Source organism: Curtobacterium sp. 9128, from assembly GCF_900086645.1.
Lineage (GTDB): Bacteria > Actinomycetota > Actinomycetes > Actinomycetales > Microbacteriaceae > Curtobacterium.
The window spans coordinates 2,989,452-3,003,030 of sequence record NZ_LT576451.1 but is presented as its reverse complement, the minus strand read 5'-3'; the positions used below and the strand labels follow the sequence as shown (position 1 = coordinate 3,003,030).

Annotated in this window: 16 protein-coding genes and 1 tRNA gene; 13 read left to right on the top strand and 4 right to left on the bottom strand. The window is 70.4% G+C overall.

Annotated elements, in window-relative coordinates; genetic code table 11:
* Window positions 1-116: 116 nt before the first annotated feature.
* Window positions 117-2,894: a preprotein translocase subunit SecA gene (gene secA / locus QK288_RS14335; RefSeq protein WP_281264955.1), complete on the top strand. Its 2,778-nt coding sequence runs from the start codon at window positions 117-119 to the stop codon at window positions 2,892-2,894.
* A 71-nt stretch (window positions 2,895-2,965) separates the two neighbouring features.
* Here secA and QK288_RS14330 read toward each other — a convergent pair whose 3' ends face one another.
* Window positions 2,966-3,406 (bottom strand): Rv3235 family protein, encoded by a 441-nt coding sequence (locus QK288_RS14330; RefSeq protein WP_281264954.1) that lies wholly within the window; start codon window positions 3,404-3,406, stop codon window positions 2,966-2,968.
* A gap of 118 nt (window positions 3,407-3,524) precedes the next feature.
* Between QK288_RS14330 and QK288_RS14325 the strand changes: the two genes are divergently transcribed.
* Window positions 3,525-5,024 (top strand): PAS domain-containing sensor histidine kinase, encoded by a 1,500-nt coding sequence (locus QK288_RS14325; RefSeq protein WP_281264953.1) that lies wholly within the window; start codon window positions 3,525-3,527, stop codon window positions 5,022-5,024.
* A gap of 300 nt (window positions 5,025-5,324) precedes the next feature.
* On the opposite strand, the gene QK288_RS14320 is transcribed toward QK288_RS14325, so the two are convergent.
* Entirely contained in the window at window positions 5,325-5,573 is a 249-nt protein-coding gene (locus QK288_RS14320) for a WhiB family transcriptional regulator (RefSeq protein WP_017888820.1), read from the bottom strand.
* 267 nt (window positions 5,574-5,840) lie between these two features.
* On the opposite strand from QK288_RS14320, the gene QK288_RS14315 reads away from it, so the two are divergent.
* Complete coding sequence (locus tag QK288_RS14315; RefSeq protein ID WP_281264952.1) at window positions 5,841-6,263, top strand: hypothetical protein; 423 nt, start codon at window positions 5,841-5,843, stop codon at window positions 6,261-6,263.
* A gap of 67 nt (window positions 6,264-6,330) precedes the next feature.
* On the opposite strand, the gene bcp is transcribed toward QK288_RS14315, so the two are convergent.
* Complete coding sequence (gene bcp / locus QK288_RS14310; protein ID WP_281264951.1) at window positions 6,331-6,801, bottom strand: thioredoxin-dependent thiol peroxidase; 471 nt, start codon at window positions 6,799-6,801, stop codon at window positions 6,331-6,333.
* A 114-nt stretch (window positions 6,802-6,915) separates the two neighbouring features.
* Between bcp and QK288_RS14305 the strand changes: the two genes are divergently transcribed.
* From QK288_RS14305 to QK288_RS14260, 10 genes are all read left to right on the top strand, one after another.
* Window positions 6,916-6,988: transfer RNA gene (locus QK288_RS14305), tRNA-Lys, on the top strand.
* A gap of 58 nt (window positions 6,989-7,046) precedes the next feature.
* On the top strand, window positions 7,047-7,487 hold the full coding sequence (locus QK288_RS14300) for a hypothetical protein (protein ID WP_281264950.1): 441 nt from the start codon (window positions 7,047-7,049) through the stop codon (window positions 7,485-7,487).
* Complete coding sequence (locus tag QK288_RS14295) at window positions 7,484-7,945, top strand: ImmA/IrrE family metallo-endopeptidase (RefSeq protein WP_281264949.1); 462 nt, start codon at window positions 7,484-7,486, stop codon at window positions 7,943-7,945. Before QK288_RS14300 ends, QK288_RS14295 begins: the two co-directional genes overlap by 4 nt.
* The gene (locus QK288_RS14290; RefSeq protein WP_281264948.1) at window positions 7,942-8,868 is read left to right on the top strand and encodes a hypothetical protein; all 927 of its coding nucleotides are present in this window, start codon (window positions 7,942-7,944) and stop codon (window positions 8,866-8,868) included. The genes QK288_RS14295 and QK288_RS14290 overlap by 4 nt, the downstream gene beginning before the upstream one ends.
* Window positions 8,858-9,703, top strand: a complete 846-nt coding sequence (locus QK288_RS14285; RefSeq protein ID WP_281264947.1) for a prolyl oligopeptidase family serine peptidase — start codon at window positions 8,858-8,860, stop codon at window positions 9,701-9,703. The genes QK288_RS14290 and QK288_RS14285 overlap by 11 nt, the downstream gene beginning before the upstream one ends.
* Before the next feature lie 110 nt (window positions 9,704-9,813).
* Window positions 9,814-10,026 carry a hypothetical protein gene (locus QK288_RS14280; RefSeq protein WP_281264946.1) on the top strand — a complete coding sequence of 71 codons (213 nt, stop codon included), beginning with the start codon at window positions 9,814-9,816 and terminating at the stop codon, window positions 10,024-10,026.
* A gap of 136 nt (window positions 10,027-10,162) precedes the next feature.
* Window positions 10,163-10,840 carry a response regulator transcription factor gene (locus QK288_RS14275; RefSeq protein ID WP_281264945.1) on the top strand — a complete coding sequence of 226 codons (678 nt, stop codon included), beginning with the start codon at window positions 10,163-10,165 and terminating at the stop codon, window positions 10,838-10,840.
* On the top strand, window positions 10,833-11,162 hold the full coding sequence (locus QK288_RS14270; protein WP_281264944.1) for a hypothetical protein: 330 nt from the start codon (window positions 10,833-10,835) through the stop codon (window positions 11,160-11,162). The genes QK288_RS14275 and QK288_RS14270 overlap by 8 nt, the downstream gene beginning before the upstream one ends.
* Window positions 11,101-12,153 carry a HAMP domain-containing sensor histidine kinase gene (locus QK288_RS14265; RefSeq protein WP_281264943.1) on the top strand — a complete coding sequence of 351 codons (1,053 nt, stop codon included), beginning with the start codon at window positions 11,101-11,103 and terminating at the stop codon, window positions 12,151-12,153. Before QK288_RS14270 ends, QK288_RS14265 begins: the two co-directional genes overlap by 62 nt.
* Window positions 12,154-12,201: 48 nt before the next feature.
* A complete protein-coding gene (locus QK288_RS14260; RefSeq protein ID WP_281264942.1) occupies window positions 12,202-12,819 on the top strand; it encodes a PepSY domain-containing protein in 618 nt (205 codons plus the stop codon).
* Between the two features lie 104 nt (window positions 12,820-12,923).
* Here QK288_RS14260 and QK288_RS14255 read toward each other — a convergent pair whose 3' ends face one another.
* Window positions 12,924-13,508 (bottom strand): TetR/AcrR family transcriptional regulator, encoded by a 585-nt coding sequence (locus QK288_RS14255; protein ID WP_281264941.1) that lies wholly within the window; start codon window positions 13,506-13,508, stop codon window positions 12,924-12,926.
* Window positions 13,509-13,579 lie beyond the last annotated feature (71 nt).

Sequence of the window (13,579 nt, the reverse complement as noted above, 5' to 3'; positions counted from 1 at the left end):
CCGTTCGCGGGCCGCGCACACGTGTGCGGCTCCCAGCGGAGGGATCGAGCGGGTTGCTAGCATGACTGGCTGAATCGGACGCGCCGACCGGGTGCGTCCACTCGTAAGGAGTTCACGTGGCAAACGTGCTGGAGAAGGTCCTCCGCGTCGGTGAAGGGCGCACCCTCCGCCGGCTGAAGGCGTACGCCTCGGCCATCAACGACCTCGAGGACGACTTCGCGAGCCTCACCGACGAGGAACTCCAGGACGAGACGAAGGAGCTCCGCGAGCGCTACGCCAACGGGGAGACCCTCGACGACCTCCTGCCGGAGGCGTTCGCCGCCGTGCGGGAAGCGTCGAAGCGGACCCTCGGCATGCGGCACTTCGACGTCCAGCTCATGGGCGGTGCGGCGCTCCACCTCGGCAACATCGCCGAGATGAAGACCGGTGAGGGCAAGACCCTCGTCGCCACGACGGCCGCGTACCTCAACGCGATCCCGTCCCGCGGCGTGCACGTCATCACGGTCAACGACTTCCTCGCGTCGTACCAATCCGAGCTCATGGGCCGCGTGTTCCGCGCCCTCGGGATGACCACGGGCTGCATCGTCGCGAACCAGTCCCCGGCCGAGCGTCGCGAGCAGTACGCCGCCGACATCACCTACGGCACGAACAACGAGTTCGGCTTCGACTACCTCCGCGACAACATGGCGTGGCAGGCGGCCGACATGGTCCAGCGCGGCCACTTCTTCGCCATCGTCGACGAGGTCGACTCGATCCTCATCGACGAAGCGCGCACGCCGCTCATCATCTCCGGCCCGTCCTCCGGCGAGGCGAACCGCTGGTTCACCGAGTTCGCGTCGATCGCCACGCGCCTCGTCCCCGGCGAGGACTACGAGGTCGACGAGAAGAAGCGCACGGTCGGTGTCCTCGAGCCCGGCATCGAGAAGGTCGAGGACTACCTCGGCATCGACAACCTCTACGAGTCGGCGAACACCCCGCTGATCTCGTTCCTGAACAACGCCATCAAGGCGGACGCGCTGTTCAAGCGCGACAAGGACTACGTCGTGATGAACGGCGAGGTGCTCATCGTCGACGAGCACACCGGCCGCATCCTGATGGGCCGTCGCTACAACGAGGGCATCCACCAGGCCATCGAGGCGAAGGAGGGCGTCGAGGTCAAGGCCGAGAACCAGACGCTCGCCACGGTGACGCTGCAGAACTACTTCCGTCTGTACCAGAAGCTCTCGGGCATGACCGGTACCGCGGAGACCGAAGCGGCCGAGTTCATGTCGACCTACAAGCTCGGCGTGGTCCCGATCCCGACGAACCGCCCGATGCAGCGCATCGACCAGACCGACCTCGTCTACAAGAACGAGAAGTCGAAGTTCGAGCAGGTCGCGGAGGACATCGCGGAGCGCCACGAGAAGGGCCAGCCCGTCCTCGTCGGCACCACCAGCGTCGAGAAGTCGGAGTACCTCTCGAAGCTCCTCGCGAAGAAGGGCGTCAAGCACGAGGTCCTCAACGCGAAGAACCACGCGCGTGAAGCCGCGATCGTCGCCCAGGCCGGTCGCCTCGGCGCCGTGACCGTCGCGACGAACATGGCCGGTCGTGGGACCGACATCATGCTCGGCGGCAACGCGGAGTTCCTCGCCGTGCAGGAGATGCACGCCAAGGGCCTCTCGCCGACGGAGACCCCGGACGAGTACGAGGCCGCATGGGACGAGGTCTTCGACCGTGTCAAGGCCGAGATCAAGGAAGAGGCCGACAAGGTCCGCGAAGCCGGCGGCCTGTACGTCCTCGGTACCGAGCGTCACGAGTCCCGCCGCATCGACAACCAGCTGCGTGGTCGTTCCGGCCGTCAGGGCGATCCCGGTGAGAGCCGGTTCTACCTGTCGCTGACCGACGACCTGATGCGCCTGTTCAACTCCGGCGCTGCCGAGAGCCTGATGGGCCGCTCGAACGTCCCCGACGACCTCGCGATCGAGAACAAGCTCGTCGGCCGTGCGATCCGTTCGGCGCAGTCGCAGGTCGAGGGCCGCAACGCCGAGATCCGCAAGAACGTCCTGAAGTACGACGACGTCCTGAACCGCCAGCGCGAGGCGATCTACGGCGACCGTCGGCAGATCCTCGAGGGCGACGACCTCCACGAGCGCACGCAGACGTTCCTCAAGGACGTCATCGACGACGTGATCGACACCCACACCGGGGAAGGCAGCCCGGACGACTGGGACCTCGACGCGATGTGGACCGAGCTCGGCACGCTGTACCCGATCTCGATCACCATCGACGAGGTCATCACCGAGGCCGGCTCGAAGGGCAAGGCGACGCGGGAGTTCCTCGGTCGCGAGATCCTCTCCGACGCCAAGCTCGCCTACGCCAACCGCGAGGAGACCCTCGGTGACGAGGCGATGCGCGAACTCGAGCGTCGCGTGGTGCTCTCGGTCGTCGACCGCCGCTGGCGTGACCACCTCTACGAGATGGACTACCTCAAGGACGGCATCGGCCTCCGTGCGATGGCCCAGCGCGACCCGCTGGTCGAGTACCAGCGCGAGGGCTACGCGCTGTTCCAGAGCATGATGGGCCAGATCCGCGAGGAGTCCGTCGGCTTCCTGTTCAACCTCGAGGTGCAGGTCCAGTCCGACGGCGAGAACGCGGTCATCGAAGCGAAGGGCCTCAGCGAGGACGAGGTCTCCGGCCTCGAGTACTCCGCTCCGTCGATCGACGGCGAGGTCGAGGTCCGTGACGAGCGTGGTCGCCTCGAGCAGGCTGCAACGGCCCTCGCGCAGCGTGCCCAGGCGGAGGAAGAGGCCGCAGCCGGCCCGGAGAAGGGTTCCGCGTTCGGATCGGCGGCCACGGCCTCCGGCCAGGCGTCGACCAACCGAGCCGAGCGTCGTCAGGCAGCCAAGAAGGGCTGACGCGACACACCGACGAAACGGGAGGCCCGGTGCCAGCTGGCACCGGGCCTCCCGTCCGTCTGCGCGCTGGTTCAGAGCATGCCGACGGCGGTCGCCCGCCATCTCCCGGCCCGCTCTTCGAGCCGGATCGCGACGGCGCGCGCGTGACTCCGCGTGTGGACCACGACGCTCGCCTCGGCGACCCCGTCCCGTGGCCGGCTCACGACGACGCTGCCGGCCCGGATCGTCGCACGTGCGTGTGCCCGCCGGGTCGCTGACCGTGCGCGTGCGGCGTACGCGGCCCGCTGCTGCAGGTGCCGGTGCACGTCGTCGGTGATCCACCGCGCGATGCTGTCGACCTCCCGCGCTCCGGTCAGGATCTCCGCGACGCACAATGCCAGCGCTCGAGCCGTGTCGGCCGGATCGGCGAGTGCGGTGTCGTCGGCCCCCGGATCCGGCGGAGCGACTGGGACGACCGCCTGTGCATCGACCTTCCGCGCATCGTCGTCGATCCGCTGTGCTTCCCGCGCCACCCCGGCCCCTTTCGTTGGTGGGGCGAGCGTATGGTGCATGTGAGATGAGAGATTCACACACGTTCGGCCTGTGGACGGCGGCGAACTGTCCACAGGCCGCCGCACCTAGACTGGGCCGGTGTCGACCCTCAGTGATCTCGTCCTCGCACAAGGCCGATCCTCCGAAGCGGACGTGGAGTGGCTCCACCTGCTCGTCGGGGACTGGCAGCTCCTCTCCGACCTGTCCTTCGCGGACATGGTGCTGTGGGTTCCGACTGCCGAGGACGGCTCCTTCGTGGCCGTCGCGCACGCCCGTCCGTCGTCTGCCGCAACGCTCTTCTACCGCGACATCGTGGGCCAGGAGATCCGCGAGGAGTGGCGTGAGCAGGTCACCGAGAGCTTCGTGAGCGCGAGGGTCGTCGACTCCGCCGAGCCGGACTGGTACGAGGACACCCCGACCCGCGTGCGTGCCATCCCGGTGCTTCGGCGCCTGAGCCCGAAGAGCAAGCAGACCACCGAGCGTCCCATCGCGGTCGTCACGCGCCACTCGAACCAGGACGAGATGCGGACGCCGAGCCGGCAGGAGCTCAACTTCACCGCCAGCGCGAACGACCTGTTCGGCATGATCGCCACCGGCGACTTCCCGGACCTCGGCGCCCCGGCCGGACCCCGTCGTGGTGCTCCTCGCGCCAGTGACGGGCTGCTCCGCCTCGACACCAACGGGGTCGTGACGTTCGCGAGCCCGAACGGCCTCAGCGCGTTCAACCGCATGGGCTTCGAGGGGGAGCTCGAGCGGAAGTCCCTCGCCGAGGTCACCACGGAGCTCCTCGGCCAGCAGCTCGACGTCGACGAGTCCCTGCCGCTCGTCGTCACCGGCCGGGCCCCGTGGCGCGCGGACATCGAGTCGAAGGGCGTCACCGTGTCGCTCCGCTCGATCCCGCTCCGTGACCACGGCGAGCGGATCGGCGCGGTCGTCCTCTGCCGCGACGTCACCGAGATGCGGCACCAGGAGCGGGAGCTCATCACCAAGGACGCCACCATCCGGGAGATCCACCACCGGGTGAAGAACAACCTGCAGACCGTGGCGTCGCTGCTGCGGATCCAGGCGCGCCGCACCCACTCGGACGAGGCCAGGACGTCGCTGCAGAACGCGATGCGCCGGGTCGCGGCGATCGCCGTCGTGCACGACACCCTGTCGACCGGCCTCAGCCAGAACGTCGACTTCGACGAGGTCTTCGACTCTGTGCTGAAGCTCGTGACCGAGGTCGCGGCGTCGCACAACACCACGGTCCACCCGAAGAAGACGGGGGAGTTCGGGGTCCTGCCGTCCGAGGCGGCCACCCCGCTGGCGCTCGGCCTCACCGAGCTCGTGACGAACGCCGTGGAGCACGGGCTGGACGGCCGCGACGGCGAGGTCGAGATCGTGGCGAACCGCAGCGACGACCACCTGTCGATCCAGGTGCGCGACAACGGTGTCGGCCTGCCGGAGGGCAAGGTCGGCTCGGGCCTCGGCACGCAGATCGTCCGAACGCTCATCCAGGGCGAGCTCGGCGGCACGATCGACTGGCACACGCTGACCGGCAGCGGCACCGAGGTCACCATCTCGATCCCGTTCCGCTGGGAGACCGCGGCCGCGTAGCGCGGCGGTGCTTCCGGGCGACCGTCTGCACAACGCAAAGCAGTCCGCGCCACGTCAGCGCGTGGTGCGGACTGCTTTCGGTTGTGCGGTCGCGCCCAGCTGTGAACGTCGCGCCCCGTCGTGCGGGGGCGCGGTGTCCGCAGCGGGGTGCGAAGCGATAGCCGGGAGGCTCGGGCCGGGTCCGCCGGACCGGCACCGGTCCTCCAGGCGGCTGCGAAGGCCGCGGCGCCCACGACGCGCCCCCGGGCACGACGACGCCCGCCGCACCCCGAGGGGTGCGGCGGGCGTCAGGTCAGCGCGTCAGGAAGCGCGACGGGCGCGAGCGGCGCGGCGCTTGAGCGCGCGACGCTCGTCCTCGCTGAGCCCGCCCCAGACGCCCGAGTCCTGGTTGTTCTCGAGTGCGTACTGCAGGCACATCTCGGTCACGGTGCAACGGGCGCACACCGACTTGGCCTTCTCGATCTGGTCCACGGCCGGCCCGGTGTTCCCGACGGGGAAGAAGAGCTCGGGGTCCGCAGTGAGGCAGGCAGCCTTGTCACGCCAATCCATGTGGTGGTGCTCCTTGAAAATCGATGCTCGAACGGCAGGCCGGGGCCGTGGTTCGGGGCTGGAGAACTCTGCACATGGTCATGTGACGTGCGGGGGGAACCTGTGGGGAGGCGATTCCGCGCGGGGAGAGTCTGACGCCCGCAGAACGCTCGGAAGAAGAGCGTCGAACCACGGGAGACGCACACCACATCGTGCCGTCCAAACGACCTCGAACATCGTTCCATACTGGTATGGCCAAATCAAGGGTTGCATTGCTGGAGGAACACTGTGTCTGACACCACCCCGACCACCCCGGACGTCCACGAGCCGAGGTCCAGGGCGATGATCGTGCTCCTCGTCGTGCTCGCGCTCGAGTTCGCCGCACTCGTCGTCGTGACCGTCGTGCTGCTCGTCGAGGTGCTCGTCTCGCCGGCCACGAGCCTCGCCTCCGGCATCGCCCTGACCGTCCTCACCGCGATCGCCGCGCTCTGGCTCGGGTCGATGCTCGTCGGCCTCTGGCACCGCCGCGCCTGGGTCCGCAGCGGGATCATCGTCTGGCAGGTCATGCAGGGCGCACTCGCGATCGGTGCGTTCCAGGGCGTCTTCCGGGTGCCGGCCGTCGGGTGGGCGTTGCTCATCCCCGCGCTGCTCGCGATCACGCTGGTGCTGTCGAAGTCGGTGACGTCCGCGCTCGCGCGTCGCGTCGAGTAGACGGCCACTGCAGAACGGACGGGAGGCGCGGTGCCAGCTGGCACCGCGCCTCCCGTCCGTCCTGGTGTCAGACCAGGCCGAGCTTCTTCCGGAGGCTCGCCACGTGGCCGGTCGCCTTCACGTTGTAGAGCGGGAGCTGCACGGTGCCGTCCTCGTCGACGACGATCGTCGAACGGATCGTGCCGGTGACGACCTTGCCGTAGTTGTTCTTCTCGCCCCATGCCCCGTACGCCTTGTGCACGGCGAGGTCGGGGTCGCTGAGGAGCGGGAACGTGAGCGCCTGCTCGTGCTGGAACTTCTTGAGCGCAGGGAGTTCGTCCTTCGACACGCCGAGGACCTCGTACCCGGCCGCCTGGAGCGACGACATGTTGTCGCGGAAGTCGCAGGCCTCGGTCGTGCACCCGGGGGTCGACGCAGCGGGGTAGAAGTACACGATGACCTTGCGTCCACGCAGGGATCCGAGGGTGTGCTCGGTGCCGTCCTGGTCCTGCAGGGTGAAGTCGGGGGCGGTGTCGCCGGCGGCGAGACGGTCGGTCATGGTGCTCCTGTTCGGTCGGCACCCGGAGGTGGTCACGGGCGCGCAAAACCCATGCTATTGTTGATTCCCGTTGCGGCACACAAGCTGTGACGGAGTCCGGAGTGATCTGGGCATGCACCTCTAGCTCAATTGGCAGAGCAACTGACTCTTAATCAGTGGGTTCTCGGTTCAAGTCCGAGGGGGTGCACACGACTGGGACCCTCGCTTCGGCGGGGGTTTCCGTGTATCCGAGGGGGTCGGGAACGATGATCACCAGGGAGCCGAAGGGTGGGGCCCTCGACGCCGCCGAGCTTGCTCGCCGTCTCAACCTCCTGCTCGACTTCGAGGAGTCGCAGCGCGGTGCTCCGGTGCCGTTCTCCGCGATCGAGGACTACGTCGACGCCCGCGGGGGATCGCTCTCGCGTGCGAAGTGGACGTACATGATCTCGGGCGACGGCCGTCGCAACCGGGACACCGAGCTCCTGCAGCTCCTCGCCGGCTTCTTCGAGGTGGACGAGCGCTTCCTGCTCGAGGACAGCGAGGTCCCCGAGCGGATCGGCGCCCAGCTCGCCCTCGTCCGGTCGCTCCGCTCGGCGCGCGTCAGCGGCTTCGCGGCACGGACGTTCCCCGGCGAGCTCTCGCCGGAAGCACTCCGACGGATCGCTGCGGTGATCGAAGAGGAGTCGCAGCGCGGGATCGAGCCGTGACCGCGTCCCGCATCGACGCGTTCTGGGCGCGCGGGCGCGACGAGCGCTGGTCCGGCGTGGACCAGGCCGTCGCCGCCGCGTCCGAGCTCGTCGGCAAGCCGGTCGTCGTGCGCGAAGAGGCGTTCCTCGCGACCGAGCCGGTCTGCGGGTTCGTCGCGACGCTCGAGCACGAGCACCTCATCATGATCTCGCCGACGCCGTCGCAGACCTTCCGTTCGTTCGTGATCGGACACGAGCTCGGGCACGTCCTGCACGCGCACCACGAGGTCTCCGCGCAGTCGGCCTACATCCGCGACGTCATCCCGGACCTGCCGGAGTACAAGGTCGAGCGTGCGATGGCCCGCGGTCTGTTCGAGAACGAGTTCGAGCGCGAGGCCGAGCTCTTCGCGGACCGGCTCGCGCAGCTGATCCGGGACCACCGGAGCCGCCCGAGCGCCTTCCGCGGGGTCTTCGGGTGATCCTGTCGGTCGTCCAGGCCGTCCTGCTCGTCGCCGGGGCCGTCGCGCTCTTCGTGCTGCAGCGCGGCCAAGACCGCACGCTCGCGGTGACGTTCCTGCTGTTCTGCGCGACCATCGTCACGAACGTCGACCCGCTCTACCTGTGGCTGGACCCGCTGTTCGGCGGGGTCAACGTCGTCACGGTCGTCAGCGACTGCCTGATGATCGCCGGTACGAGCACACTGCTCTGGGGCGTCGCGAAGGCCGTCGGCGCCGCGGGGCCGTGGCTCCGGAACGCGATCGTCGTGTCGTGCATCGTCGTCGGCGTCGTCATCGTGACCGCGTTCGTCGTGCTCGACAAACCGGCGACCACGACGACGTTCATGCTCGTCGCGGGGACGCACCCCGCCGCGGCCGTGTACTCGATCGCCCAGACGCTCTACCTCGGGGTCGCGCTCGGGGCGACGGGCATCATCTGCGTGCTGCACGTGCGCGAGGCCAGGACCCGCACCGACCTCGTCGGGCTGTGGGTGCTCGTCGTCGGCGGCGTGTTCGGCGTGGTCCGGATGGTCGTCGTCGTGGTGATGGACCTGGCGCACGTGTTCGGCGACGTCGCCCTGACCCGCACGCTCTCGCCGCCGTACGACGTCACCACGCCCGGCGCGGTGATCTGCGTCGCGTCCGGCATGCTGCTCCTGGTGATCGGACACCGTGTCGCACAGGCGCGTCGGTCCCGTGCGGTGACGACGGCGATCCGCGCGCTGGAGTCACTGCACGCCCGGGTGGGCACGGACAACGAGTACCCGGTGTCGGCCGACCCCGCCACCCGACTCAGCCGGCTGATCGTCGAGATCAACGACGGTGTCCGGAGCTCCCGGGCAGCCCTGACCGACCGGGAGCGCGCGGTGCTCGCGCGTGCGGAGGCCGCGCTCGATGTGGCCTAGGGCGGTCAAGCGCGGCGCGGTCGCGGTCGCGGCGCTCGGTGGCCTCTCCGTCGCGGCAGCGTCCTTCGTGGGCAGGCGCGCGGCCGCGCTGTACGACACCCCCGAGATCGTCCCGGACCCGTCACTGACGAGCGTGTCGATCGACGACCTGCCCGGGTGGATCGCGCCCGGACCCGACGACGGCGGGCGGTGGGCGCTGTTCCTGCCCGGGCTCGGGTCGCAACCGCTCCGACACCAGGAGGTGGCGCCAGCGTTCCGGGAGCTCGGCTCCGCCTGCCTGTTCGCGTCGCACTCCGCTCGGCGACCGGCACGGCGGCACGCGTTCGGTGCCCGAGAGGCAGCAGAGGCCCTCGCGTGGATCCGTTTCGCAGCGGATCGCGGCGCCGAGGAGGTCACCCTGCTCGGCTGGTCGTTCGGTGCGTCCCTGTGGCTCAGGGCGCTTGCAGAGCCGCTCCCGGTGGCGGTCCGCGCTGTCGTGCTCACCGGCCCGCTCGTCGACTGGTCCGAGACGATCGCACACGGTGCTGGTGGGGGCGTGTTCGGCAGGATCGTGGCCACCGCGGCGCGGGCCGTCCTCGCCACGCCCGTCCTCTGCCGGTTGGCGGGGCAGCCAGCACCCGTGTCGCTCCGACCGGCGCGACGCCCGCTGGTCACCCCACCGCTCGTCGTCGTCCACGGCGACGCCGACACCACCGTGCCGCTCGTGACGAGCGAACGACTCGTCGCCGCGTGGCCGGCGCCGGCGCGCCTGCACGTCGTCCGTGGTGCTCGGCACGGAGCGGAACGGGACGTCGATCCCACGGGATGGCTCGACGTGGTCACCCCCACCGTGTAAGGTCTGTAGCAATTGCTACACAGCGTGTGGCGATCACCCGGTGGGACTCGGCCGCGTTGGGGGCGGCCGAGCACCACCGATCTCCGACACCTGCTGCGTAGACTCGTCGGGTGCTCGTCTTCGCCGCAGTCGTCCTGTTCGTCGGTGCCCTGTTCAACCTGATCGCCTGGCCGCGCTTCTTCCAGCGCGTGGCGAAGGACACCAGGGCGCGCGACGCGTCGGGGCGCCCGACCACGTTCTACACGGTCCACCTCGTGCTCCTGCTGGTCGCGCTGGCGATCACCGCCGCGTCGATCGTCGCGGGCATCCTGCTGCTGGTCTGACGGCGCCTGGGCCGCCGTGTCCGGACCGTCGGTCGGACGGGAGGCGCGCGGCGGGCCCGCACCGTGCCTCCAGTCCGGCCCTGGTCGGGACCACCGCTTCAGGCGCGCTTCAGCGCCGGCCGCCAGAATGCAGGACATGCGTGTGCTGGTGGTCGACGACGAGGTGCGGCTCGCCGACGGTGTCCGCCGTGGGCTCGAGGCCGAAGGGTGGGCGGTCGACGTGGCTCACGACGGTGTCGACGGACTCTGGCACGCGCGGGAGTTCGGCTACGACGCGATCGTGCTCGACCTGATGATGCCCGGGATGAGCGGGTGGGCGGTCTGCGGCCAGCTCCGCGCCGAGGAGAACTGGACGCCGGTGCTCATGCTCACCGCGAAGGACGGCGAGTGGGACCAGGTCGAGGCCCTCGATGCCGGCGCGGACGACTACGTCACGAAGCCGTTCTCGCACCCCGTCCTCGTCGCGCGGATCCGCGCCCTCGTCCGCCGTGGAGCGCGCGAGCGACCGAGCGTGCTCGCGGTGGGGGACCTGGTGGTCGACCCTGCGGCCAGGACCGTCGCGCGGGGCGCGCACCGGCTCGACCTGACGAGCCGCGAGTTCGCGGTGCTCGAGTTCCTCGCCCGCCGTGCCGGCCAGGTCTGTTCGAAGCGCGAGGTCATCGAGAACGTCTGGGACGTCGACTTCGACGGCGACCCGAACATCGTCGAGGTGTACGTCGGACACCTGCGTCGGAAGGTCGACCGGCCCTTCGGGCGGAACTCGATCGAGACGGTGCGTGGTGCTGGCTACCGGCTGGCGGCCGACGGTGCCTGAACGGCGCCGGCGGCTCCGCAGTCTCCGCGCGCGGACGACGTTCGGCGCGGTCGCGCTGGTCCTCGCGGCGCTCGTGGTCGGATCGGCCGCGTTCGTGGTGGTCCTCCGGCTGGTGCTCGTCGAGGGGGTCAGGTCGAGTGCGGAGAGCGGGCTCGAACAGGCGACCGCCCGGGTCGAGGCGGACGGTGCCGCCGCGGTGGACGGCTACGACGACGTCCTCGTGCAGGTCGTCGGCGACGACGGGGAGGTCCTGGCCCACGGTGACGACGCCGACCCGCCGGCGCTCCCGACCGGCGACGAGCCGCTGGACGCACGACGGTGAGCGGTGGCTGCTCGTGTCCGACGACGTGGACCTGCCGGACGGCACCGAGGCGACGATCGTGTTCGGCTCGTCGCTGGAGTCCGCGGACACGGCGACGACGGCCGTCACCACCCTGCTCGCGGTCGGCGTCCCCGTCCTCGTCGCGCTGATGGGCGTCGGGACCTGGATCGTCGTCGGGCGCTCGCTCCGCCCCGTCGACCGGATCCGGCGCGAGGTCGACGCGGTCCGCGGCGACGCTCGCGGCGCCCGGATCGCCGTGCCGGACACCGGTGACGAGGTCGCCAGGCTCGCGGACACCATGAACGCGATGCTCGAGCGGCTCGACCGGTCGGCATCGGCGCAACGGCAGTTCGTCGCGGATGCGTCGCACGAGCTGCGGTCGCCGATCGCGTCCGTCCGGCAGCACGCGTCGGTGGCGGCTGCGCACCCGGACCGGATCGGGGTCGGTGAGCTCGCCGAGGTCGTCACGGCCGAGAACGACCGCCTCGCGCGGTTGGTCGACGGACTCCTCGTGCTCTCGAAGCTCGACGAACGCGGGGTCGCCGACTGCCGCGCGGTCGACCTGGACGATCTGGTGCTGGCCGAGGTCTCCCGGGTGCGTTCCGCCGGGCTCGTGTCGATCGACGGATCCGGGGTCGGGCCGGCCAGGGTGCTGGGCGATCCTGCTGTGCTGTCGCGCGTCGTGCGGAACCTCGTCGACAACGCCGTCCGGCACGCGTCGGGACGGATCGCGCTGGGCGTGCGTGCGGAGGGCACGTGGGCGGTCCTCACCGTGGACGACGACGGCGTCGGGGTGCCGGGACCGGAACGCGACCGCGTGTTCGAGCGGTTCGTGCGCCTCGACGAGGCCCGCAGCCGCGACGACGGGGGATCGGGGCTCGGACTCGCGATCGTGCGGGACGCGGTGCGCGCGCACGGTGGATCCGTGGTGATCGAGGACGCGCCGCTCGGCGGTGCCCGCTTCGTCGTGCGCATCGCACTCGGTGGATGACCAGCGGGCTTCAGGACTGCTTCAGCACCCTCCCGCCAGGCTTGCCGCATGAACCTCACCGACATGCCCCGCACCCGCCGCCTCGCCCTGTCCGCCACCGTCCTGGTCGCCGGCGCCCTCGCCGTGACCGGGTGCGCGAGCGGCTCGGGCGATCCGTCCGGATCCGGTTCGTCCGGGTCGGGATCGTCCAGCGCGGCGGCGTCCGGATCGGCCACCACGGTCGCCGCGTCGAACGACGCCCTGCTCGCCGCGGTCGCGACCGCTCGCGACGCCGTCGGCTCCGGGACCGTCATCTCGGTCGAGCAGGAGCAGAACGGCTCCGCGTGGGAGGTCCTCGTCGTGACCTCCGACCAGGCCGAGCACGAGGTCCACACGAACGCCGACGGCACCGCGACCACGGGCGACCCGGTGACCGACGACGCCGACGCCGACGACCGTGCCGAGAACCAGCGCTTCGTCGACGCCGCGAAGATCGACGTCCGGGATGCTGCAGCGCGTCTCACGGACGAGGTGGCAGGGGCGGTCACGGAACTCGGCCTCGACGACCACGCCGGCACGGTCGTCTGGGAGGGCGACGTCCGGGACGACTCCGGGACCAAGCACAGCATCCGCATCGACGCGGGCTCCGGCGACGTCGTCACGAACGTCGTCGACACGGACGACTGACCCGGCAGCGCCCGACGGTGCAGCGCCCGACGTGCAGCGCCCGACGTGCAGCGCCCGACGGTGCAGCGGCCGACGGTGCAGGGGCCGCTGGCGCGTGGGGACGCCTACCGATCGTGCCGGCGGAGTCCGTCCACCACGATGTCGAGCAGCCGGCCGGTCTGCGCCGGATCGGTCGTGTCCCGCGTGGACAGCAGCACGCCGATCAGGGCCGCGGTGACGTCATCTGCGACGACGTCGGTGCGGAGGGTACGGTCGGTCACTCCCGCGTCCAGGAACCGCTGCACGGCGGCGTTCACGCGCTCACGGGTGTGCACGGTCTCGGCCGCTCCGCGGATCGCCCCCACCCGCACGGTCTCCGCCATACCGCGCTTGGTCTGGACGAACCCGGCGTACCGGTCGGCGAAGGCGCGGAGCGCCCGTTCGGCGGGGAGCTCGGCGAGGAAGCCGTCGACGGTGCCGAGGACGGCATCGAGCTCGACCGCGTACACGGCGGCGACGAGGTCCTCGCGTGTCGGGAAGTTCCGGTAGAGCGTCCCGATCCCGACCCCGGCGGAGCGGGCGACGGCTTCGAGGGAGGCGTCCTCGCCGGCAGTCGTGAACGCCGCTCGAGCCGCATCGACGAGCTTCTCGCGGTTGCGCGCGGCGTCGGCGCGGGGGCGACGGGACACGTGCGCGTCGGGGCTGGACAAAGTGGAGCTGCCTCCGTTTAGGATGGAAACGCAAGCGGAGGGACCTCCGCTTGCTGGACAGACTACCGGAG

Excerpts from the sequence above, each read along its gene's own strand:
- QK288_RS14300 (WP_281264950.1), top strand. The coding sequence starts at position 7,047 with ATGATCACCAGGGAGCCGAAGGGTGGGGCCCTCGACGCCGCCGAGCTT.
- bcp (WP_281264951.1), bottom strand. The coding sequence starts at position 6,801 with ATGACCGACCGTCTCGCCGCCGGCGACACCGCCCCCGACTTCACCCTG.
- QK288_RS14285 (WP_281264947.1), top strand. The coding sequence starts at position 8,858 with ATGTGGCCTAGGGCGGTCAAGCGCGGCGCGGTCGCGGTCGCGGCGCTC.
- QK288_RS14320 (WP_017888820.1), bottom strand. The coding sequence starts at position 5,573 with ATGGATTGGCGTGACAAGGCTGCCTGCCTCACTGCGGACCCCGAGCTC.
- QK288_RS14260 (WP_281264942.1), top strand. The coding sequence starts at position 12,202 with ATGAACCTCACCGACATGCCCCGCACCCGCCGCCTCGCCCTGTCCGCC.
- QK288_RS14275 (WP_281264945.1), top strand. The coding sequence starts at position 10,163 with ATGCGTGTGCTGGTGGTCGACGACGAGGTGCGGCTCGCCGACGGTGTC.